The sequence below is a fragment of the Streptomyces yangpuensis genome, from assembly GCF_001005295.1.
GTDB classification, from domain to species: domain Bacteria; phylum Actinomycetota; class Actinomycetes; order Streptomycetales; family Streptomycetaceae; genus Streptomyces; species Streptomyces yangpuensis.
On sequence record NZ_LBMK01000001.1, the window covers coordinates 4,649 to 26,761 of the forward strand.

Annotated in this window: 15 protein-coding genes; 10 read left to right on the top strand and 5 right to left on the bottom strand. The window is 71.6% G+C overall.

The features are described from left to right. Positions 1-88: 88 nt before the first annotated feature. Positions 89-751, bottom strand: a complete 663-nt coding sequence (locus tag AAT21_RS00025; protein ID WP_046774692.1) for a DUF4129 domain-containing protein — start codon at positions 749-751, stop codon at positions 89-91. Positions 752-758: 7 nt separating this feature from the next. Beyond that, on the bottom strand, positions 759-1,997 hold the full coding sequence (locus AAT21_RS00030; protein ID WP_046774693.1) for a glycerophosphoryl diester phosphodiesterase membrane domain-containing protein: 1,239 nt from the start codon (positions 1,995-1,997) through the stop codon (positions 759-761). Between the two features lie 234 nt (positions 1,998-2,231). On the opposite strand from AAT21_RS00030, the gene mtrA reads away from it, so the two are divergent. The 6 genes from mtrA to AAT21_RS00060 all read left to right on the top strand — a co-directional run bounded on the left by mtrA (position 2,232) and on the right by AAT21_RS00060 (position 9,538). Next, a complete protein-coding gene (gene mtrA / locus AAT21_RS00035; protein ID WP_200904315.1) occupies positions 2,232-2,921 on the top strand; it encodes a two-component system response regulator MtrA in 690 nt (229 codons plus the stop codon). Between the two features lie 88 nt (positions 2,922-3,009). Further along, positions 3,010-4,872: an MtrAB system histidine kinase MtrB gene (gene mtrB / locus AAT21_RS00040; RefSeq protein WP_046775460.1), complete on the top strand. Its 1,863-nt coding sequence runs from the start codon at positions 3,010-3,012 to the stop codon at positions 4,870-4,872. Between the two features lie 31 nt (positions 4,873-4,903). After that, positions 4,904-6,742 carry an LpqB family beta-propeller domain-containing protein gene (locus AAT21_RS00045; RefSeq protein ID WP_327152705.1) on the top strand — a complete coding sequence of 613 codons (1,839 nt, stop codon included), beginning with the start codon at positions 4,904-4,906 and terminating at the stop codon, positions 6,740-6,742. Between the two features lie 98 nt (positions 6,743-6,840). Then, positions 6,841-7,569: a ComF family protein gene (locus AAT21_RS00050; RefSeq protein WP_046774695.1), complete on the top strand. Its 729-nt coding sequence runs from the start codon at positions 6,841-6,843 to the stop codon at positions 7,567-7,569. Between the two features lie 330 nt (positions 7,570-7,899). Continuing rightward, positions 7,900-8,595 carry a ribosome hibernation-promoting factor, HPF/YfiA family gene (hpf, locus tag AAT21_RS00055; protein WP_030847544.1) on the top strand — a complete coding sequence of 232 codons (696 nt, stop codon included), beginning with the start codon at positions 7,900-7,902 and terminating at the stop codon, positions 8,593-8,595. 190 nt (positions 8,596-8,785) lie between these two features. Then, complete coding sequence (locus AAT21_RS00060; protein WP_046774696.1) at positions 8,786-9,538, top strand: response regulator; 753 nt, start codon at positions 8,786-8,788, stop codon at positions 9,536-9,538. Between the two features lie 34 nt (positions 9,539-9,572). Here AAT21_RS00060 and AAT21_RS00065 read toward each other — a convergent pair whose 3' ends face one another. Beyond that, positions 9,573-10,754, bottom strand: a complete 1,182-nt coding sequence (locus AAT21_RS00065; protein WP_046774697.1) for a winged helix-turn-helix domain-containing protein — start codon at positions 10,752-10,754, stop codon at positions 9,573-9,575. Between the two features lie 48 nt (positions 10,755-10,802). Continuing rightward, positions 10,803-11,378 (bottom strand): GNAT family N-acetyltransferase, encoded by a 576-nt coding sequence (locus AAT21_RS00070; RefSeq protein WP_046774698.1) that lies wholly within the window; start codon positions 11,376-11,378, stop codon positions 10,803-10,805. Positions 11,379-11,618: 240 nt separating this feature from the next. Between AAT21_RS00070 and secA the strand changes: the two genes are divergently transcribed. Continuing rightward, positions 11,619-14,414, top strand: a complete 2,796-nt coding sequence (gene secA / locus AAT21_RS00075; RefSeq protein WP_046774699.1) for a preprotein translocase subunit SecA — start codon at positions 11,619-11,621, stop codon at positions 14,412-14,414. A 382-nt stretch (positions 14,415-14,796) separates the two neighbouring features. On the opposite strand, the gene AAT21_RS00080 is transcribed toward secA, so the two are convergent. After that, positions 14,797-15,252, bottom strand: a complete 456-nt coding sequence (locus AAT21_RS00080) for an Rv3235 family protein (RefSeq protein ID WP_235438631.1) — start codon at positions 15,250-15,252, stop codon at positions 14,797-14,799. Positions 15,253-15,565: 313 nt separating this feature from the next. Between AAT21_RS00080 and AAT21_RS00085 the strand changes: the two genes are divergently transcribed. From AAT21_RS00085 to AAT21_RS00095, 3 genes are all read left to right on the top strand, one after another. Then, on the top strand, positions 15,566-16,066 hold the full coding sequence (locus AAT21_RS00085) for a DUF6912 family protein (RefSeq protein ID WP_046774700.1): 501 nt from the start codon (positions 15,566-15,568) through the stop codon (positions 16,064-16,066). Next, positions 16,063-16,728 carry an HAD family hydrolase gene (locus AAT21_RS00090; RefSeq protein WP_046774701.1) on the top strand — a complete coding sequence of 222 codons (666 nt, stop codon included), beginning with the start codon at positions 16,063-16,065 and terminating at the stop codon, positions 16,726-16,728. The genes AAT21_RS00085 and AAT21_RS00090 overlap by 4 nt, the downstream gene beginning before the upstream one ends. Before the next feature lie 367 nt (positions 16,729-17,095). After that, on the top strand, positions 17,096-22,045 hold the full coding sequence (locus tag AAT21_RS00095) for an NAD-glutamate dehydrogenase (protein ID WP_046774702.1): 4,950 nt from the start codon (positions 17,096-17,098) through the stop codon (positions 22,043-22,045). The last annotated feature ends 68 nt before the right edge of the window (positions 22,046-22,113 follow it).

Sequence of the window (22,113 nt, forward strand, 5' to 3'; positions counted from 1 at the left end):
GGGGGGGGGGGGGGGGGGCGGGGGGGGGGGGGGGGGGGGGGGGGGGGGGGGGGGGGGGGGGGGGGGGGGGGGGGGGGGGGGGGGCCGGTCATGCGGCGGGTCCCGTCAGGAGCGGCTTGGTGCGGGTCAGGGTGAGGTCGAGGGTGCGCAGGCGGGCGTAGGTGTCGGCGTCGGCGGTGCGGCCACCGTAGGTGATGTCGTCGAAGGTGCGGGCGGCGGCGTGGAGGGCGGCGGCGTGGTCGGGGAGGGACACGGCGGCTTCGGCGGCGGCCTCGTCGGCGGTGCGGCCCGGGCGGGGGTCCAGCAGGGTGCGCTCCTCCAGGGAGCGGACGACGGCGCGCATGCGTTCCTGGACCGCTTCCGTCCAGCGGCCGGCGGTGGCGTGGGCCTCGGCGGCGGTGCGGTGGTCGGCCGCGCTGCGGACGCCGTCGTCGAAGAGGGTGCCGGCGGAGGTGGTGGTGCGGCGGGGGGAGCCCAGGCGCCACCACAGGGCGGTGACGGCGAGGACGACCAGGAGGAGGACGGCGACCAGGCCCACGGCGCCTCCGGGGGTCGCCCCGGAGGCGGCGCCGAACAGGTCGTCGAGCCACTCGAGGAACGCGCGCAGGGCGCGTTCCAGCAGGTTCGGGTCGTTCTCGTGGTACATCGGCTTGGACAGCTCGCGTTCCGCCGCCTCCTGCGCGGGCGTACGCGGTGTCGTCACCGGTGGTGGCTCCGCGGTGCGGGTGATGAGGCCCCCCGTGCTCATCATCGGTGGGTCAGCCTCCGGTCGTGCCGTAGTTCTCGATGCCGGCCGCCCGGGCGAGTTCCAGGTCGAGGCCCTCGCGGCGGATGCGCTGGTCGACGTAGAGCAGGACGGTGACGCCGGACTGGATGGGCATGATGATCGTCTGGGCGATGATCAGGCCGATGCCGGAGAAGATCAGCGGTCCCCAGGCGGTCTGGGCGCTGCCGTCCTCCAGGGAGTCGAGGCCGCCGCCGAAAACGAAGAGGCCGATCATCTGGAACGGCGCCACGACCACGAAGGCGATCATGAAGGCGATCAGGGCCGTGAGGAGCGTGATGCCGAAGATGCGCCACCACGCGCCGCTGACGAGCTTCGAGGAGCGGGTGAAGGCCTTGATGACGGTGCTCTTCTCCAGCATCAGGGCGGGGGAGGCCAGGCTGAACTTGATCCCGAGCCAGATGATGAGCGGCACCCAGGCGACGAAGCCGACGACGACCAGGCCCATGTTGCCCGCGAGGGCTCCCGGCAGGACCAGTACGGCGCCGAGCAGGACGATGCCGAGGGCGAGCAGCAGGGTCAGGCCGATCAGGCGGAGCAACTGGGGGCGGGCCTCGCGCCAGGCGGTGGAGACCGAGGAGTGCTGTCCGAGGATGGCCCGGCTGAAGATCATCGTGAGCATCGCGGTGACCACGATCGTCCCGAGGACCTGGATGACCTGGTTCACGACCGAGACGGCGAGGGTGCTGCCGAGGCTGTCGATCGTCTCCTCGGCGGTCATGTCCTCGGGGGAGCCGAGGGGCAGGTCGTTCAGCATGAACTTCTGCACGAGCACGCTGATCACCTGGATGACCGTGGCCACGACCAGGGTGATGGGCACGACGGAGCGCCAGTGCGTGCGCATGGTGGCGACCGAGCCGTCGAGGATCTCGCCGAGGCCCAGCGGGCGCAGCGGGATGATTCCGGGCTTGGCGGCGGGCGGCTGGTGGCCCCACTGGCCCGGGCCGCCGGGGTAGGAGTACTGGCCGCCGGGCTGCTGTCCCCAGCCGGTGGCGGGCTGCGCCGGGGGCCGGGGGGTGTCGGCGGGGGGTGTCGCGCCGGGGCTCGACCACTGGCCGGGCGGTGGCTGCTCGGCGGACCACTTGGGGTCGCCGGTGGGCCGTGCGGGCTGGTGCGCGCCGCCGTCGGTGCCGGGCCGGTCGGCGGGGTCTCCCTGCCGATCGCCGTCGGACGGAGAGGATCCGGGCGTAGCCCAGCCCGGAGAGTCGTTCATCGTCGCTCCTTCACATCCACCTGCTGCGGCGGGGGCGCTGGTCGCTGCCATCGTGCCACGTGAGGACTCCGAACGGACCAGCCGTCCCCCCGGATGTCCGGTGGCCCGTGCCTTCCATTGTCGCCCGGATCGGGGCCGGGCCGGGCGGGTGGATGTCCACGCAGGCCGGAGGGGCGATTTCCAGCCCTTTTGGCTGTGGGACAGCTCACCGCCGGGTCACGATTGGCTAATGGGATGATGTCAAGCATGAAGGGACGCGTCCTTGTCGTCGACGACGACACCGCGCTGGCCGAGATGCTCGGCATTGTGCTGCGGGGAGAAGGTTTTGAGCCGTCGTTCGTAGCGGACGGTGACAAGGCACTTGCTGCCTTCCGGGAGGCGAAGCCCGACCTGGTCCTGCTGGACCTCATGCTGCCCGGACGGGACGGCATAGAGGTGTGCAGGCTGATCCGGGCCGAGTCCGGCGTGCCGATCGTCATGCTGACCGCCAAGAGCGACACGGTGGACGTGGTCGTGGGCCTGGAGTCCGGGGCCGACGACTACATCGTCAAGCCGTTCAAGCCGAAGGAGCTGGTGGCCCGTATCCGGGCCCGTCTGCGCCGTTCGGAGGAGCCGGCGCCCGAGCAGCTGACCATCGGTGACCTGGTCATCGACGTGGCAGGGCACTCGGTCAAGCGCGACGGTGCCTCGATCGCCCTGACGCCGCTCGAGTTCGACCTGCTGGTCGCGCTCGCGCGCAAGCCCTGGCAGGTCTTCACCCGTGAGGTGCTGCTGGAGCAGGTCTGGGGCTACCGGCACGCGGCGGACACCCGCCTGGTCAACGTGCACGTGCAGCGTCTGCGCTCCAAGGTCGAGAAGGACCCGGAGCGCCCCGAGATCGTCGTGACGGTGCGTGGTGTCGGCTACAAGGCCGGACCCAGCTGACGTGCAGTCCGGTACCTCGGGCAGGGTCCGGGGCGGTTCCCGCCTGTGGACCGGCAGGCTGCTCCGTGACGGGGCGCCCGCCGGCAGGCTGCTGCGGCTGTTCGTACGTCTCGTGCGCCGGCCGCTGCTTCCGGCTGTCCGGCTGTGGCGGCGCAACATCCAGCTGCGGGTGGTCGCGGCCACCCTGCTGATCTCGCTGTCGGTGGTCCTGGCCCTGGGCTTCGTGGTCATCGCGCAGGTCAGCGAGGGGCTCCTCGTCGCGAAGGAGGAGGCGGCGCAGAGCCAGGCCGCGGGCGGTTTCGCGGTGGCGCAGGAGAAGGCCAACACCCCCGCGACCGTGGACGGGCCCGACGCGACCGACAACAAGGTCGGCCGTGATGCCAGTACGTGGATGAACTCGCTGGTCAAGCAGCTGGCCAGTGGGGGCCAGACCGCCTTCGAGGTGGCCGCGCTCGGTGCCGGCACCGGGGAGCAGCCCCAGCCGGGCGCCCAGGGTGTCCGTGGCGCCCGCGCCTCCGGGAACGTGGATCCGACCGCCAGCGTGCCGATCAGTCTGCGCCGGGCCGTCAACCACGCCACCGGCACGTTCAAGACGTTCTCCGAGATCCGCTACACGAGCGGGGCGGACCAGAAGCAGCCCGAGCCGGCGCTGGTCGTCGGCAAGCGGCTGACGGACATCAACGGGGACCCGTACGACCTGTACTACCTCTTCCCGCTGACCCAGGAGGAGGAGTCCCTCAACCTGGTCAAGTCCACCATCGCCACCGCCGGGCTGTTCGTCGTGGTGCTGCTGAGCGGTATCGCCTGGCTCGTCGTGCGCCAGGTGGTGAGTCCCGTACGGATGGCCGCCGGGATCGCCGAGCGGCTCTCGGCGGGCCGGCTCCAGGAGCGGATGAAGGTCACCGGCGAGGACGACATCGCCCGCCTGGGCGAGGCCTTCAACAAGATGGCGCAGAACCTCCAGAACAAGATCCAGCAGCTGGAGGAGCTGTCCCGGATGCAGCGCCGGTTCGTCTCGGACGTCAGCCATGAGCTGCGGACGCCGCTGACGACGGTGCGGATGGCCGCCGACGTCATCCACGACGCCCGTGTCGACTTCGATCCGGTGACCGCGCGCTCCGCCGAGCTGCTCGCCGGTCAGCTCGACCGCTTCGAGTCGCTGCTGGCGGACCTGCTGGAGATCAGCCGCTTCGACGCGGGGGCGGCGGCCCTGGAGGCCGAGCCGGTCGACCTGCGCGAGGTGGTGCGCCGCGTCATCGACGGGGCGGAGCCGCTCGCGGAGCACAAGGGGACCCGGATCCGGGTTCTCGGCGACTCGCAGCCGGTGATCGCCGAGGCCGATTCGCGGCGCGTCGAGCGGGTGCTGCGCAACCTCGTCGTCAACGCCGTGGAGCACGGTGAGGGCCGGGACGTGGTGGTACGGCTGGCGTCCGCGGGTGGCGCCGTGGCCGTGGCGGTACGGGACTACGGCGTCGGGCTCAAGCCGGGCGAGGCGACCCGTGTCTTCAACCGTTTCTGGCGGGCCGACCCGGCGCGGGCGCGTACGACCGGCGGGACGGGCCTCGGGCTGTCCATCGCCGTCGAGGACGCCCGGCTGCACGGCGGCTGGCTGCAGGCCTGGGGCGAGCCGGGCGGCGGCTCGCAGTTCCGGCTGACGCTGCCGCGTACCGCCGACGAGCCGCTGCGGGGTTCGCCGATCCCGCTGGAGCCCGAGGACTCGCGGGCGAACCGGGCCAGGGCCGCTGCGGACGCCGCGGCCGAGGCCTCCGGCAGCAGGGCGGAACGCCCGCCGGCCGACGCCGGGGACCGCTCGCCGATACCGCCGCGGCCGCCGGTCGCCGGGGGGCTGTCGGTGCCCGCCGACCCGACGGCCCTGCCGGGGAGCGGGGCCCGGGTCGTGGCGCGCCCGGCCGAACAGGCACAACAGGAGGATCGAGCCGATGGACGGTGAGCCCGTGGACGCGCGGTGGGGGAGCGCACGGGTGAGGGGCCGACGCCTGCGCACCGTGCGCGCGTACGCCTTCGGGACGGCCGGACTGCTCCTGTCGGGCTGCGCGTCGATGCCCAGCAGCGGCGAGATCCGCGCGGTGCAGGCCTCGCAGGGCGTGGACTCGCAGGTGCGGGTGTTCGGTGTGCCGCCCGCGGACAAGGCCACCCCGGCGGAGATCGTCGACGGTTTCCTGGAGGCGATGACCAGCGACGACCCGCAGCTGGAGACCGCCCGCAAGTACCTGACGCCGGCCGCCGCGAAGTCCTGGAAGCCGGGCTCGGCCGTCACCGTGCTCTCCTCCGGCCTTAGCCGGGTCGCGGTGCGGGGCGAGAAGGACCCCGAGGGGCCCCGCTGGAAGGTGACCGGCAAGAAGCTCGCGACCGTCGACGAGCACAGCGCGTACCAGCCGCAGACCGGGGCCAGGGAGTACGAGGAGCAGCTCCAGCTCGTCCAGGACCAGGACAAGCAGTGGCGCATCTCGACCCCGCCGAGCGGTCTGGTGCTCAGCGAGTCGGACTTCCAGCGCATCTACATGCCGGTGAACAAGTACTACTTCGCGGGCGGCACGCTCGTCGCCGACCCGGTGTACGTGCGCCAGCGCACCGATCCCGATTCGCGGATGGACCCGACCACGCAGACCGTGCAGTCGCTGCTCGCCGGGCCGTCCCGGTGGCTCGCGCCGGTCGTGGAGTCCAGCTTCCCCACCGGTACGGAACTGCGCACGGGCACCAAGTCCCTGTCGTACGACGGCCAGAACACGCTGCGGGTGCCGCTGAACGACAAGGTGGGCAACGTCGCGCAGCCGCAGTGCAAGAAGATGGCCACGCAACTCCTGTACACCGTCAAGGATCTGACAGGGTCGCGGCTGGACCAGGTCGAACTGCTGCGCTCCGCCGACGACAAGACGACGTCGCTGTGCTCGGTGACCTCGGTGAGCGCGGACGCGATCGCCAACCGGCCCAGGATTCCCGAGTTCCAGTACTTCGTGGACAACGAGAAGCGGCTGGTCCGGATGAAGCTCGACGTGAGCAGCGAGGACCAGCAGATCCGTACCGAAGCGGTGCCGGGGCCGCTGGCGACCGTTCCCGTGTTCAAGGTCAGCTCGGCGGCGGTCTCGCACGACGAGCGGCGTGCGGCCGTGGTCTCCGAGGACGGGCACGGGCTGTACGTCGTGCCGATGGTCGGGGGCGGGCCGATGCCGGCGCAGGTGCCGATCGGGCGGGGCGGCAAGGCGGAGACGCTGACGGCGCCGAGCTGGGACGCCTCGGGCGACCTGTGGGTCGCGGACCGCGATCCGCAGCAGCCGGGCCTGTGGCGGGTGCCGGGCGGGAGCGGTACCCCCGAGAAGGTGCAGGTGGCGGGGCTCGACGGGCGGCGGATCGCCTCGCTGAAGGTGTCCGCCGACGGCGCCCGGATCGCGCTGCTGCTGGAGAAGGACGCCAACAGCAAGACCCTTTACATCGGGCGGATCGAGCGGCCCGACGCCAAGGGCGACATCTCGGCGGTGTCCGTGCGCGAGCTGCGTCCCGCGGCGCCGCAGATGGAGAACGTGACGACGATGAGCTGGGCGCCGCGGGGCCGGCTGCTGGTGGTGGGCCGCGAGAAGGGCGGGGTGCAGCAGGCCCGCTACATGCTGGCGGACGGCTCGATGGTCGCGGCGAGCCTGCCGGGGGCCACGGGGCTGGCCGAGGTCGCGGTCGCGGCCGCGGAGGACGAGTCGAAGCCGAAGCCGGTGGTGGCGTTCTCGGAGGACGGGATCGTCTGGCTGCCGCCGGGGGCGCAGTGGCGCACAGTGGTCGAGGGCGGCCGGTCCCCGGTCTACCCGGGCTGAGGCACGGCCGGGCCTCCGGGCGTCCGGACGGCCGGGGGTTCTGGGGGCGGTCGTCCACAGGGGTGGCGGGCCGGGGGCCGGGCCGCGAGTGTGGAGCCATGCGGGGGTGGTGGCAGGAGCTCGCCGGGCTGGTCCTGCCGGTGGACTGCGCCGGGTGCGGTGCCGTCCGCGTGCTGGTGTGCGACGGCTGCCGGGGCGCGCTCAGCGGTGCCCTGGCGGGCCCGGTGGGGCCGTCTCCGCGTCCCGAGGGGCTGCCGGTGGTACAGGCGGCCGCCGCCTACGAGGGAGCCGTACGGGCCGTTCTGCTGGCCCACAAGGAGCGCGGGGCGCTCCCGCTGGCCGGGGTGCTGGGCGGTGCGCTGGCGGCGGCCGTCCTGGCGGGCGGGACGGGGCCCGGGCCGGGTGAGGTGGCGCTGGTGCCGGTCCCGTCGGCGCGCCGGCAGGTGCGGGCGCGCGGGCACGATCCGGCGCGCAGGATCGCCCTGGCCGCGGCGGGCCGGCTGCGGCGGGCCGGGGTTCCCGCGCGGGTGGCGTCCGTACTGGGGCTGCGGCGGGCGGTGGCCGACCAGGCGGGGCTGGGGGCCCGGCAGCGCCGGGAGAACCTCGCGGGGGCGCTGGCGGTGCGCCGGGACGGCGTACGGCTGACGCGTGGGGCCCGGATCGTGCTCGTGGACGACGTGGTCACGACGGGGGCGACGCTGGCCGAGGCGGCGCGGGCGGTCCGCGCGGCGGGTCTGGTGGCGGATCCGGGAGCGGTGCTGCGGGCAGCGGTGGTCGCCGCGCCGGCGGACTCCTTCGTACGGGCGCCCCGGACGGCGGCGCGGTGACCTGCAACGCCTCGGGGAGGAAAATCCCGTGAATACATTTGGAACTGGAGGGGAAGGCCCATCGTTGCAGGTAGTACGAGGGAACGGCCACTGGACTGGAAGTACGTGCCAGTAGCGGGTGCCGACAACCGTCATACAGGGATATGTTCGGTTGTAAGGAACTCAGGAGGCTGTTCTCTCGACTCCGAAGTCGGTGGGGTGTAGATCTTGCCGATGGGGGAGGAGGAGGTGAAAGTCGCCAAGTCCGAGGCTCCGGCCTTCACCGGAGTCTGGTGCGAAAGGGAGACGCTTCGCCCCGTCGGGCGGAGCTATCCGGGAACGGAGTTCTGCGTGGACATCGTCGTCAAGGGCCGCAAGACCGAGGTGCCCGAGCGGTTCCGCAAGCACGTGGCCGAGAAGCTGAATCCGGAGCGGATCCAGAAGCTCGACGCCAAGGTGATCAGCTTGGACGTCGAGGTGTCCAAGGAGCACAACCCGCGCCAGGCCGACCGTTCCGACCGCGTGGAGATCACCCTGCGTTCGCGGGGCCCGGTGATCCGGGCCGAGGCCGCCGCCGCCGACGCGTACGCGGCGCTGGACCTCGCTCAGGACAAGCTGGAGGCCCGGCTGCGCAAGCAGCACGACAAGCGTTACACCCGCCGTGGCAACGGCCGGCTCTCGGCGGCAGAGGTCGCCGACGTCGTGCCGGGCGTCGCGTCGCTGAACGGCAGTGGCCAGGTGGTCACCGAGGAGGAGACGGACGGCGTTCCGATCACCCGGATCGGATCCATCGAGGTGCAGGGCGAAGGCCCGCTCATCGTCCGCGAGAAGACCCACTCGGCCGCGCCCATGTCGCTCGATCAGGCTCTGTACGAGATGGAGCTGGTCGGCCACGACTTCTATCTGTTCGTCGACTCCGAGACGAAGCTGCCCAGTGTCGTCTACCGGCGCCACGCCTATGACTACGGCGTCATCCATGTGAACCCCGACGGGGCCTCCAGCTCGGAGGAGCCGCGGGGCGGCGCGGGTGGCGCGCTCGGCGGCTGAGCAGACCGTTCGCTGCCCCCGCGGGACGCTTCGGCGTCTCCGCGGGGGCACTTGCATGACGGGTATGCGCCAGCAGCTCCGCCGGCTTCCCCCGCGACGTGGTGCGGGCATGGAATCATGGCGGGCAGTCAACCGGTCGCGGAACGTGTCCGGTTGGCCCGGCAGCTCGGCACATGCAGGGGGAGGGACGATGGCGGACAGCTTCGGTCCGGTACGCGCGGACGACGGCGCGGCCTGCCGCGGGGCGGACGCGTCGGGGGAAACCGCCGGTGTACCGGCCGGGGAGCCCATCCGGGTGCTCGTGGTCGACGACCACGCACTCTTCCGGCGGGGTCTGGAGATCGTCCTCGCGCAGGAGGAGGACATCCAGGTCGTCGGCGAGGCCGGGGACGGCGCGGAGGCGGTGGACAAGGCGGCCGACCTGCTGCCGGACATCGTGCTCATGGACGTGCGGATGCCCCGGCGCGGCGGCATCGAAGCCTGCACCTCGATCAAGGAGGTGGCCCCTTCCGCGAAGATCATCATGCTGACGATCAGCGACGAGGAGGCGGACCTCTACGACGCGATCAAGGCGGGCGCGACCGGGTACCTGCTGAAGGAGATCTCCACGGACGAGGTGGCAACGGCGATCCGGGCGGTGGCCGACGGCCAGTCGCAGATCAGCCCGTCGATGGCGTCGAAACTCCTCACCGAGTTCAAGTCGATGATCCAGCGGACCGACGAGCGGCGGCTGGTGCCCGCGCCGAGGCTGACGGACCGCGAACTCGAGGTCCTCAAGCTGGTGGCCACCGGCATGAACAACCGCGACATCGCGAAGGAGTTGTTCATCTCCGAGAACACCGTGAAGAACCACGTCCGCAACATCCTGGAGAAGCTCCAGCTGCACTCCCGGATGGAGGCCGTGGTCTACGCGATGCGGGAGAAGATCCTGGAGATCCGCTAGCCCTCCGCGGGCCCTCAGGCCCGCGGAGGTCCGGTCAGGTGCCCAGCACCGCCAGTTCGGCCGTCACCGCCGCCGCCTCGGCGGCGGTCTGGGCGCGCTCCACGCGGACCGCGTCGCAGCCGACCCATTCCGCCGCCTCCCGCAGGGCCCGCGCCATCGGGGCCGCGTCCGCGGGAGAGGTCAGGGAGAGCTGCCGGGCGACCAGCGTGCGGCCCTCACGGGCCGGGTCGACGCGGCCCCGGAGCCGCCCGCCCGCCAGCAGAGGCATCGCGAAGTACCCGTGTATCCGCTTCGGCTTGGGGACGTACGCCTCCAGGCGGTGGGTGAAGCCGAAGATCCGCTCCGTGCGGGGACGGTCCCACACCAGAGAGTCGAAAGGGGACAGCAGCGTCGTGCGGTGGCGGCCCCGGGGAGCAGTCGCGAGGGCCGCCGGGTCCGCCCACGCGGGCTTGGACCAGCCCTCCACCTCCACCGGCACCAGTCCCGAGTCCTCGACCACCGTGTCGAACTGCTCCCCCTTGAGCCGGTGGTAGTCCGCGATGTCGGCGCGGGTGCCGACGCCGAGGGAGCGGCCGGCCAGGGCGACCAGGCGGCGCAGGCACTCGCGGTCGTCCAGGTCGTCGTGGAGCAGGGCGTCGGGCACGGCCCGCTCGGGGAGGTCGTAGACCCGCTTCCAGCCGCGGCGCTCGCTGCACACCACCTCGCCGGTGTCGAGGAGCCACTCCACGGCGATCTTGGTCTCGGACCATTCGAACCACTCGCCGCCGTTCTTGGCGCCGCCCAGCTCGGTGGAGGTCAGCGGGCCGTCCGTCCTCAGGCGGTCCAGGACCGCCCGCGTCGAGTGCTGCTTGTCCTGCAGGATGTGCCAGCGGTGGCCCCGCTTCCGGTTGGCCCGGCGGCGGAAGGCGAAATGCGGCCATTCCTCGATGGGCAGGATGCAGGCCGCGTGCGACCAGTACTCAAAGGCGTGCCGCTCGGTCCAGTAGGCCTTCTCCACGCTGTCCCGGCCGACCGCGCCGAGCCGGGCGTACGGGATCAGCTCGTGCGAGCGGGCCAGCACCGAGATGGTGTCGAGCTGGACGGCGCCCAGGCGGCGCAGGACCCCGCGGACCCCGCCGCGCCGGTCGGGGGCCCCGAGGAAGCCCTGCGCGCGCAGGGCGATCCGGCGGGCCTCGTCGGCGGACAGGGACACGGTCGGCGGCGGCAGGCTCGTCATGCGCCGAAGCGTAGGCCGTGCCACTGACAACGGGGCCGGACCGGGGCGTCAGGGCGTGGGCGACGGCAGGTACGGCAGCTGCGAAGGCAGGCCGAGGTCGGAGGGGAGCAGGGCGCCGACCCGGCAGTCGCGCAGGGTGCCGCGGTGGGAGATCGCGGCGCGCAGGATCCCCTCCATCCGGAAGCCGGCCTTCTCCGCGACGGCCCGGGAGGCGCCGTTGCCGAGGTCGGCCCGCCACTCCAGGCGTCCGGCGCCGAGCTCGGTGAAGGCCCAGCGGGCGGCGGCGCCGACCGCCTCGGTCACGTAGCCCCGGCCCCGGTGCTCCTTCACCGCCCAGAAGCCGATCTCGAACACGGCCTCGCCGCGCGGGTGCACGCCCAGGGCCGCCACCAGCGGGCCCCCGGCCCCGAGCCGGACCGCGAAGCTGTACGCGCTGTCCTCGCGCCAGCCGGTCGGCACGGTCTCGTTCACCCAGGTGTCCGCGTGCGCGTGCCCGTAGGGGGAGGGGACCTCGTTCCAGCGCTGGATCTCGGGGTCCTGGCAGGCGGCGTACACCTCGGGGGCGTCCTCGGCGGCGAAAGGCCTGAGCACGAGGCGTCCGGTGGTCAGTGTGGTGGGCTCCATGCGCGGATTCTGCTGCCGTCGCGGCACCGGGGGCGAACACTTTTCGGGAATCCCTCCGGGTGATGCGGCACCTTCGGTGTCCCCCGTACGTTCTCAATCCGGGCACCCGTGCCCTCATGGGAACGGCGGACCTCCCGACGCGACCGCGTCCTCGCTTACGATGGCCGTTGCGGTGGGGCCCACCTGCCGTGCCCGTGTACGTACAGTGCCCAGGCCCGACCGGCAAGGAGACAAACCTCGGTGTCCGTCTTCAACAAGCTCATGCGTGCAGGCGAAGGCAAGATCCTGCGCAAACTGCACCGCATCGCGGACCAGGTCAACTCCATCGAAGAGGACTTCGTCAACCTCTCCGACGCCGAGTTGCGGGCGCTCACGGACGAGTACAAGCAGCGGTTCCAGGACGGTGAGAGCCTGGACGACCTGCTGCCCGAGGCCTTCGCCACCGTGCGCGAGGCGGCCAAGCGCGTCCTCGGCCAGCGCCACTACGACGTCCAGCTCATGGGCGGTGCGGCGCTGCACCTCGGCTACGTCGCCGAGATGAAGACCGGTGAGGGCAAGACCCTTGTCGGCACCCTTCCCGCGTACCTGAACGCGCTGTCCGGCAAGGGCGTCCACCTGATCACGGTGAACGACTACCTGGCCGAGCGTGACTCCGAGATGATGGGCCGCGTCCACAAGTTCCTGGGCCTGTCCGTCGGCTGCATCCTGGCGAACATGTCGCCGGCGCAGCGCCGGGAGCAGTACAACTGCGACATCACCTACGGCACGAACAACGAGTTCGGCTTCGACTACCTGCGCGACAACATGGCGTGGTCGCAGGACGAGCTCGTCCAGCGCGGCCACAACTTCGCCGTGGTCGACGAGGTCGACTCGATCCTCGTCGACGAGGCCCGTACCCCGCTGATCATCTCCGGTCCCGCGGACCAGGCCACGAAGTGGTACGCGGACTTCGCGAAGCTGGTCACCCGCCTGACCAAGGGCGAGGCCGGCCAGCCGCTCAAGGGCATCGAGGAGACCGGCGACTACGAGGTCGACGAGAAGAAGCGCACCGTCGGCATCCACGAGGCCGGTGTCGCCAAGGTCGAGGACTGGCTCGGCATCGAGAACCTCTACGAGTCGGTGAACACCCCGCTCGTCGGCTACCTGAACAACGCCATCAAGGCGAAGGAACTGTTCAAGAAGGACAAGGACTACGTCGTCATCGACGGCGAAGTCATGATCGTCGACGAGCACACCGGCCGTATCCTCGCCGGCCGCCGCTACAACGAGGGCATGCACCAGGCGATCGAGGCGAAGGAAGGGGTGGACATCAAGGACGAGAACCAGACTCTCGCCACGATCACCCTGCAGAACTTCTTCCGCCTGTACTCGAAGCTCTCGGGCATGACCGGTACGGCCATGACCGAGGCCGCCGAGTTCCACCAGATCTACAAGCTCGGTGTCGTCCCGATCCCGACGAACCGGCCGATGCAGCGCGTGGACCAGGCCGACCTGATCTACCGCACCGAGGTCGCCAAGTTCGCCGCCGTCGTCGACGACATCGCGGAGAAGCACGAGAAGGGCCAGCCGATCCTCGTCGGTACGACGTCGGTCGAGAAGTCCGAGTACCTCTCCCAGCAGCTCTCCAAGCGCGGCATCCCGCACGAGGTCCTCAACGCCAAGCACCACGAGCGCGAGGCCACGATCGTCGCCCAGGCCGGCCGCCGCGGCGCCGTCACCGTCGCCACGAACATGGCCGGCCGCGGTACCGACATCAAGCTCGGCGGCAACCCGGACGACCTCGCCGAGGCCGAGCTGCGCCAGCAGGGCCTGGACCCGGAGGAGCACATCGAGGAGTGGGCGCACGCCCTCCCCGCGGCGCTCACCCGTGCCGAGGCCGCCGTGAAGGCGGAGTTCGAGGAGGTCAAGGGGCTCGGCGGGCTGTACGTGCTGGGCACCGAGCGCCACGAGTCGCGTCGTATCGACAACCAGCTGCGCGGTCGTTCCGGCCGCCAGGGCGACCCGGGCGAGTCCCGTTTCTACCTGTCGCTGGGCGACGACCTGATGCGTCTGTTCAAGGCGCAGATGGTCGAGCGCGTCATGGCGATGGCGAACGTCCCGGACGACGTCCCGATCGAGAACAAGATGGTGACGCGCGCGATCGCGTCGGCCCAGTCGCAGGTCGAGACCCAGAACTTCGAGACGCGTAAGAACGTCCTGAAGTACGACGAGGTGCTCAACAACCAGCGCGAGGTCATCTACCGGGAGCGCCGCCGCGTTCTGGAGGGCGAGGACCTCCAGGAGCAGGTGCACCACATGATGGACGACACCATCGACGCGTACATCGCGGCCGAGACGGTCGAGGGCTTCGCCGAGGAGTGGGACCTGGAGCGGCTGTGGAACGCGTTCCGGCAGCTCTACCCGGTGAAGGTCACCATCGAGGAGCTGGAGGACGCCGCGGGCGACCGCGCCGGCATCACCGCCGAGTTCATCGCGGAGTCCGTCAAGGACGACATCCACGAGCAGTACGAGACCCGCGAGAAGGCCCTCGGCTCCGAGATCATGCGTGAGCTGGAGCGCCGCGTGGTCCTGTCGGTGCTGGACCGCAAGTGGCGCGAGCACCTGTACGAGATGGACTACCTGCAGGAGGGCATCGGCCTGCGGGCCATGGCCCAGAAGGACCCGCTGGTCGAGTACCAGCGCGAGGGCTTCGACATGTTCAACGCCATGCAGGAGGGCATCAAGGAGGAGTCCGTCGGTTACCTGTTCAACCTGGAGGTCCAGGTCGAGCAGCAGGTCGAGGAGCTTCCGGTGCAGGAAGCCGCGCCGTCGCTGACGAAGGAGCCGGCGGCCGCCGCCGCCCGTCCGGAGATCCGGGCGAAGGGGCTGGACGCGCCGCAGCGTCCGGACCGGCTGCACTTCTCCGCGCCGACGGTCGACGGTGAGGGCGGCGTGATCGAGGGCGACTTCGAGAGCGACGCGGCCGGGGACGGGATGACGCGGGCCGAGCGCCGCAAGGCGCAGAAGGCCGCGGGTGGGCGTCGCCGCAAGAAGTAACCTTGCCGCTCCGCGGGGGCGCAGTTCGTCGGCCGGGGCCGGGCACCGTTGAGTGTCCGGCCCCGGCCGTTTCGCTCCCGCGGTGGTGGCGGGTGTGGTGCCGGTGCCGGTGCCGGTGCCGGTGCCGTGCGTTGGCGGGTGCGGCGCCGTTGCGGGGGCGCTGCCCCCGGGCCCCCGCGCCTCAAACGCCGGCGAGGCTGAAATGAGCGGGGCTCCGCCCCGGACCCCGCGCCTCAAACGCCGGCGAGGCTGGGATGGTGCGGCGCGGCTGGGGTGGTGCGTGACGGGGCTGGGGTGGTGCGGTGGGGCCGGGGAGGGCTGCCGGGGCTGGATGGGTGGGGCGCCGGCCCTGGGGCCCGGGGCCTCAAGCGGCGGTGGGCCGCTACGGGAGGGGGCCCTGGATTTCGATGGCTGCGCAGCGCCAGCGGAGGTCCGGGCCTTGTTCCAGGCGGAAGGCCATGGCCGTCACGCGGTCGCCGGTGGTGATGCGGGCGAAGGCCTCGATGACGCCGGGGCCGGGGATGAAGCGGCCGCAGCGGCGGACGACCGGGCGCAGACGTTCGCGCAGGGGGTCGGCCGGGGCCAGGGTGACCAGCTGCTGGTAGGCGGGGCCGACGGTGTGGCCCAGAAGCGAGTGGACCGGGCGCATGCCGCTGATCACCGCCAGCAGGCGTTCGGCGAACCAGTGGTGCGGGCCGACGTGCGGCGGGCGCGCCGGGCCCGAGCCAGGTGCCGGGCGGCGCTGGTCGCGCCGGCCGGCGGGGCGGGTCCCGGAGCGGCCCGCGGGGCGGCGGCGGCCGCCGTTGCTGCCGATCGTGCCGCGCGTCGTGGTGTCCATCGCGATCTGCCCCCGAACAGGCCGGGCCCGGAGCGGTACCGGGCGGTAACTTGATGGGGATCTTCTACGGTCGGCGAACACGCTCCGCAACCGGCGGCCGGCCCCGGCCCGCGCCGGGCCGGGTTCACCTATCCGAGTGCGCACCCCGCTGCCACCGGGGCGGTACGGCACGGCGCCGGGGCCGCCGGTGGACGGGCCTCCCGCGGGCCGCGGCAGCCCGATGGGGTACGGCGGCCGTCACCCTGCCGCACCCCGGCCGGCCACCTCCGAGTCGTATCCTGGGTTGGTTTCCGACTACCGAAAGCAGCCGGCCATGCGCGTGTACGTCCCCCTGACCCTCCCTGGGCTCGCCGAGGTGCACAAGGCGGGTGAGCTGGGCCCCGCCCCGCTGCGGGCGTACGCCGTCACCCCCGGCCTGCGCGAGTGGTACGTCTCGGACGACATCGAGGAGCTGGAGTACGCGGCCCTGGGCCGGGCCGCGGCCGCCTCGCTGCGGCTGCTCGCCGCCGACCCCGGCGCACCCCGCCGCCGCGTCGTCGTCGCCCTCGACGTCGACGACAAGGCCGCCACCGCCACCCCCGGCGTCGACGAGGCCACCCTCGGCCAGGTGAGCCTCGCCGCCCCCGTACGGCTCACCGTGGCCGCCGCCGTGCACGTGGACGCCGCCGACGCCGACGAGGACGTAGCCGCCGCCGCGCTGGCCCTGCCCGCCGCCGACGGCGGGGACGAGGACGCGCGGTTCACCGTCGACGGGGCCGAGGACCACGAGCTGCTCTGGTTCGGCGTCCAGGAGATCCCGGGGCTGCTGAAATGACGCACGCGAACCACCTCGTCTGGGACTGGAACGGCACCCTGCTCCACGACATCGACGCCGTCATCACCGCCACCAACGCCTCCTTCGCCGAGCTCGGCTTCGCGCCGATCACCCTGGAGACGTACCGCGAGCTGTACGTCGTACCGGTGCCGAAGTTCTACGAGCGCCTCATGGGGCGGCTGCCCACCGAGGAGGAGTGGCTCGTCATGGACGAGACCTTCCACCGCCACTACTGGGCCGCGGCGGCGGATTCCGGCCTCGCCGAGGGCGCCCGGGAACTGCTCCGCGACTGGCAACGCGACGGGCTCACCCAGTCCCTGCTGTCCCTCGCGCCCCATGACCGGCTCGTACCGCTGGTGCGGTCCCACGGCATCGACGGCCACTTCCTGCGCGTCGACGGGCGGACCGGCCCCTCCCACACCTCCAAGGCGGAACATCTCGTACGCCACCTGCAGGCCCTGGACACGACGGGGGTGACCGCCGGCCGTACGGTCCTCATCGGGGACGCCGTGGACGACGCGCTCGCCGCCGCACACGTCGGCGCCCGCGCTGTGCTCTACACGGGCGGTTCGCACAGCCGCCGCAGTCTGGAATCAGCCGGAGTGCCGGTCGTGGACAACCTGGCGGAAGCCGTTCTGACAGCTCGCGAGCTGGCCGAATAGCGACTGGACAGGCCGCTGCACGGACGGCCTGCCACGTCGCTGGCCAGAGTGTCAAAGTTCTACCCCAAGATTTGTACAGATGCAGCGAATGACGACCTGGGGGTAGGTCGGGATAGCCTTGTACCCGTGATCAGCGCGATATCCATCGGGGGCACTGGAGCCTCCGGCCTGCGCCCGGCGTACGACAGTGCCCGGGCCATCGCTGATCCCCGCCACCGGGACCGCCGGCCGATCTTGGCTCATTCCCTCCCGGTCGGCTCTCTCGACGGCATAGCGTCGATTCGGAACGGGCACCCCGCCTCGAGGCGCTATGTCATTCCTTCCTTCACCTACGTCACGCAATGGCGCGCGACAGGAGCCAGAGGACATGCAGACCAAGCTGGACGAAGCAAAGGCCGAGCTGCTCGCACGGGCGGCCCGGGTAGCTGAGCACAGCCCGGCCGGGGGGCTACTTCCGACTGGGTCCGAGCAGGGAGAGCGGCCGGACCAGGACACCGTCCTCTCCTACCTCCAGCGCTACTACCTGCACACGGCGCCCGAGGACCTCACGGACCGGGACCCGGTCGATGTATTCGGAGCCGCGCTCTCGCACTACCGGCTGGCCGAGAACCGGCCGCAGGGCACCGCGAACGTGCGCGTGCACACCCCGACGGTGGAGGAGAACGGCTGGACCTCCAGCCACTCCGTCGTCGAGGTCGTCACCGACGACATGCCCTTCCTCGTGGACTCCGTGACCAACGAGCTGTCCCGCCAGGGCCGCGGCATCCACGTCGTGATCCACCCGCAGGTCGTCGTCCGCCGTGACATCACCGGCAAGCTGATCGAGATCCTCGGCCCCGACTGCGACGCGCACGGTCCCCGCACCGCGCGCCCCCACGACTCCCTCGTCGAGTCCTGGATCCACGTCGAGATCGACCGCGAGACCGACCGCGCCGACCTCAAGCAGATCACCGTCGACCTGCAGCGCGTCCTGTCCGATGTCCGCGAGTCCGTCGAGGACTGGGAGAAGATGCGCGAGGCCGCGCTGCGCATCGCCGACGGCCTGCCCGACGAGCCCACCGCCCCCGACCTGCGCGAGTACGAGCTCGAAGAGGCCCGTGAGCTGCTGCGCTGGCTCGCCGACGACCACTTCACCTTCCTCGGCTACCGCGAGTACAACCTCGTCGACGGTGACGCCCTGGCTGCCGTGCCCGGCACCGGCCTCGGCATCCTGCGCTCCGACCCGCACCACAGCGGCAAGGAGGACGGCCACCCCGTCTCGCCGTCCTTCAACCGGCTGCCCGCCGACGCCCGCGCCAAGGCCCGCGAGCACCGCCTGCTGGTGCTGACCAAGGCCAACAGCCGTTCCACCGTGCACCGCCCCTCGTACCTCGACTACGTGGGCGTGAAGAAGTTCGACGCCGACGGCAACGTCGTCGGCGAGCGCCGCTTCCTCGGTCTGTTCTCCTCCGCCGCGTACACCGAGTCCGTGCGCCGCGTGCCGGTCATCCGCCGCAAGGTCGCCGAGGTCCTGGAGCGGGCCGGCTTCTCGCCGTCCAGCCACGACGGCCGCGACCTGACGCAGATCCTGGAGACCTACCCGCGCGACGAGCTGTTCCAGACCCCGGTCGACCAGCTCCAGTCCATCGTCACCTCGGTCCTCTACCTGCAAGAGCGCCGCCGGCTGCGGCTGTACCTGCGCCAGGACGAGTACGGGCGCTACTACTCGGCGCTGGTCTACCTGCCCCGCGACCGCTTCACCACCGGTGTGCGGCTGCGCCTGATGGACATCCTGCGCGAGGAGCTCGGCGGCATCAGCGTCGACTTCACCGCCTGGAACACCGAGTCGATCCTCTCCCGCATCCACTTCGTCGTGCGCGTCCCGCAGGGCACCGAGCTGCCCATGCTGACCGACGGCGACGTCGAGCGCATCGAGGGCCGCCTCGTCGAGGCCGCCCGCTCCTGGGCCGACGGCTTCGACCAGGCCCTCAACGCCGAGCTCGGCGAGGAGCGCGCCGCGGAGCTGCTGCGCCGCTACGGCAACGCCTTCTCCGAGGGCTACAAGGCCGACCACTCGCCGCGTGCCGCCGTCGCCGACCTGGTGCACCTGGAGAAGCTGCGCGGCAGCGACAAGAACTTCGCGCTGTCGCTGTACGAGCCCGTCGGCGCGGGCCCCGGCGAACGCCGCTTCAAGATCTACCGCGCCGGTGAGCAGGTCTCCCTGTCCGCCGTCCTGCCCGTCCTCCAGCGCCTCGGCGTCGAGGTCACCGACGAGCGCCCGTACGAGCTGCGCTGCGCCGACCGCACGAACGCGTGGATCTACGACTTCGGTCTGCGGCTCTCGGCGGGCGACCTCGGCGACGACGCCCGCGAGCGGTTCCAGGACGCCTTCGCGGCCGTCTGGAACGGCCAGGCCGAGAACGACAACTTCAACACCCTCGTGCTGAGTGCCGGTCTGACCTGGCGTCAGGCCGTCGTCCTGCGCGCGTACGCCAAGTACATGCGCCAGGCCGGCTCCACCTTCAGCCAGGACTACATGGAGGACACCCTCCGCAACAACGTCCACACCACTCGGCTGCTGGTCTCGCTCTTCGAGGCCCGGATGTCGCCCGTCCGCCAGGCCGCCGGCAGCGAGCTCGTGGACGCGATGCTGGAGGAGCTGGACGGGGCCCTGGACCAGGTCGCCTCGCTCGACGAGGACCGCATCCTGCGGGCCTTCCTCACCCTCATCAAGGCCACCCTGCGCACGAACTTCTTCCAGCTCGACTCCCAGGGCGAGCAGCACGCCTACGTGTCGATGAAGTTCGACCCGCAGGCCATCCCGGACCTGCCGGCCCCGCGCCCGGCCTTCGAGATCTGGGTGTACTCCCCGCGCGTCGAGGGCGTCCACCTGCGCTTCGGCAAGGTCGCCCGAGGCGGCCTGCGCTGGTCCGACCGCCGCGAGGACTTCCGTACGGAGATCCTCGGCCTGGTCAAGGCGCAGATGGTCAAGAACACCGTCATCGTGCCGGTCGGCGCCAAGGGCGGCTTCGTCGCCAAGAACCTCCCCGACCCGTCGGTGGACCGCGACGCCTGGCTCGCCGAGGGCATCGCCTCGTACAAGATCTTCATCTCGGCGCTGCTCGACATCACCGACAACATGGTCGCCGGCGAGGTCGTGCCGCCGCGCAGCGTGGTCCGTCACGACGAGGACGACACCTACCTCGTCGTCGCCGCCGACAAGGGCACCGCGACCTTCTCCGACATCGCCAACGGCGTGGCGGAGGCCTACGGCTTCTGGCTCGGCGACGCCTTCGCGTCGGGCGGCTCGGCCGGCTACGACCACAAGGGCATGGGCATCACCGCCCGCGGCGCGTGGGAGTCCGTCAAGCGGCACTTCCGCGAGCTGGGCCACGACACCCAGACCCAGGACTTCACCGTCGTCGGCGTCGGCGACATGTCCGGTGACGTCTTCGGCAACGGCATGCTGCTCTCCGAGCACATCCGCCTGGTGGCCGCCTTCGACCACCGTCACATCTTCATCGACCCGACCCCGGACGCGGCCGTCTCGTACGCCGAGCGCCGGCGCCTGTTCGAGCTGCCGCGCTCCTCGTGGGCGGACTACGACACCTCGCTGATCTCGGCGGGCGGCGGCATCCACCCGCGTTCGGCCAAGGCCGTCCCGGTCACCGCCCAGATGCGGGCGGCCCTCGGCATCGAGGCAGGCGTCACCAAGATGACCCCGGCCGACCTGATGCAGGCCATCCTCAAGGCCCCCGTGGACCTGGTGTGGAACGGCGGCATCGGCACCTACGTCAAGGCGACCTCCGAGACCCACGCCGATGTCGGCGACAAGGCCAACGACGCCATCCGCGTCAACGGCTGCGACGTGCGGGCGCAGGTCATCGGCGAGGGCGGCAACCTGGGCCTGACCCAGCTCGGCCGTATCGAGTTCGCCCGCAGCGGTGCCGGCGGCGAGGGCGGCAAGGTCAACACCGACGCCATCGACAACAGCGCGGGCGTGGACACCTCCGACCACGAGGTGAACATCAAGATCCTGCTCAACGCGGTCGTCGCCGACGGCGACATGACCGTCAAGCAGCGCAACAAGCTGCTCGCGCAGATGACCGACGAGGTCGGCCGCCTGGTGCTGCGCAACAACTACGCGCAGAACACCGCCCTGGCCAACGGCTCGGCGCAGGCGCCCAGCCTGCTCCACGCCCAGCAGCGCTTCATGCGCCGCCTGGAGGGTGCCGGCCTGCTCAACCGCGAGCTGGAGTTCCTGCCGACCGACCGGCAGATCCGCGAACTGCTCAACAACGGCAAGGGTCTGACCCAGCCGGAGCTGGCCGTGCTGTTCGCGTACACCAAGATCACGACGGCGGACGAGCTCATCGTCACCGGGCTGCCGGACGACCCGTACCTGCGCCGCCTGCTCTTCGCGTACTTCCCGGCGGTCCTGGGCGAGAAGTTCGCCGAGCAGATCGACGCGCACGCGCTGCGCCGCGAGATCATCACGACGATCCTGGTCAACGACACCGTCAACACCGGTGGTTCGACCTTCCTGCACCGCCTGCGGGAGGAGACCGGAGCCTCCACGGAGGAGATCGTCCGGGCGCAGCTCGCGGCCCGCGAGATCTTCGGCCTGGCCGACGTGTGGGACGCGGTGGAGGCGCTCGACAACAAGGTGGCCGCCGACGTCCAGACCCGGGTGCGCCTGCACTCGCGCCGTCTGGTCGAGCGCGGTACCCGCTGGCTGCTCAACAACCGGCCGCAGCCGCTGCAGATCACCGAGACCATCGCCTTCTTCGGGGAGCGCGTGGCCGGGGTGTGGGCGGAGCTGCCGAAGCTGGTGCGCGGCGCGGACCTGGAGTGGTACCAGCTGGTCATGGACGAGCTGACCGGTGAGGGCGTGCCGGAGGAGCTGGCGGCGAAGGTCGCCGGATTCTCCTCGGCCTTCCCGACCCTGGACATCGTCGCGATCGCGGACCGGACGGGCGTGGACCCGCTGGGTGTCGCCGAGGTGTACTACGACCTCGCCGACCGCCTGGACATCACCCAGCTGATGGACCGGATCATCGAGCTGCCGCGGGCCGACCGCTGGCAGTCCATGGCCCGTGCGTCGATCCGCGAGGACCTGTTCGCGGCGCACGCGGCCCTGACGGCGGACGTGCTGTCGGTGGGCAACGGCGCCTCGACTCCCGAGGAGCGCTTCACGGCGTGGGAGGAGAAGAACGCGGCGATCATCGGGCGGGCCCGGACGACCCTGGAGGAGATCCGGGGCTCGGACGACTTCGACCTGGCGAACCTGTCGGTGGCGATGCGGACGATGCGGAGCCTGCTGCGCGCGCACAGCTGATGGTGATGGCGTAGCCGTGCCGAACGGGCCGGGCCCGGGACCGAAGTGGTCCCGGGCCCGGCCCGTTC

What these genes read in the sequence shown, in the direction of transcription:
- AAT21_RS00025 (WP_046774692.1), bottom strand. Translation starts at nt 751, where the DNA reads ATGATGAGCACGGGGGGCCTCATCACCCGCACCGCGGAGCCACCACCG.
- AAT21_RS00030 (WP_046774693.1), bottom strand. Translation starts at nt 1,997, where the DNA reads ATGAACGACTCTCCGGGCTGGGCTACGCCCGGATCCTCTCCGTCCGAC.
- mtrA (WP_200904315.1), top strand. Translation starts at nt 2,232, where the DNA reads ATGATGTCAAGCATGAAGGGACGCGTCCTTGTCGTCGACGACGACACC.
- AAT21_RS00050 (WP_046774695.1), top strand. Translation starts at nt 6,841, where the DNA reads ATGCGGGGGTGGTGGCAGGAGCTCGCCGGGCTGGTCCTGCCGGTGGAC.
- AAT21_RS00060 (WP_046774696.1), top strand. Translation starts at nt 8,786, where the DNA reads ATGGCGGACAGCTTCGGTCCGGTACGCGCGGACGACGGCGCGGCCTGC.
- AAT21_RS00065 (WP_046774697.1), bottom strand. Translation starts at nt 10,754, where the DNA reads ATGACGAGCCTGCCGCCGCCGACCGTGTCCCTGTCCGCCGACGAGGCC.
- AAT21_RS00070 (WP_046774698.1), bottom strand. Translation starts at nt 11,378, where the DNA reads ATGGAGCCCACCACACTGACCACCGGACGCCTCGTGCTCAGGCCTTTC.
- AAT21_RS00080 (WP_235438631.1), bottom strand. Translation starts at nt 15,252, where the DNA reads ATGGACACCACGACGCGCGGCACGATCGGCAGCAACGGCGGCCGCCGC.
- AAT21_RS00085 (WP_046774700.1), top strand. Translation starts at nt 15,566, where the DNA reads ATGCGCGTGTACGTCCCCCTGACCCTCCCTGGGCTCGCCGAGGTGCAC.
- AAT21_RS00090 (WP_046774701.1), top strand. Translation starts at nt 16,063, where the DNA reads ATGACGCACGCGAACCACCTCGTCTGGGACTGGAACGGCACCCTGCTC.
- AAT21_RS00095 (WP_046774702.1), top strand. Translation starts at nt 17,096, where the DNA reads ATGCAGACCAAGCTGGACGAAGCAAAGGCCGAGCTGCTCGCACGGGCG.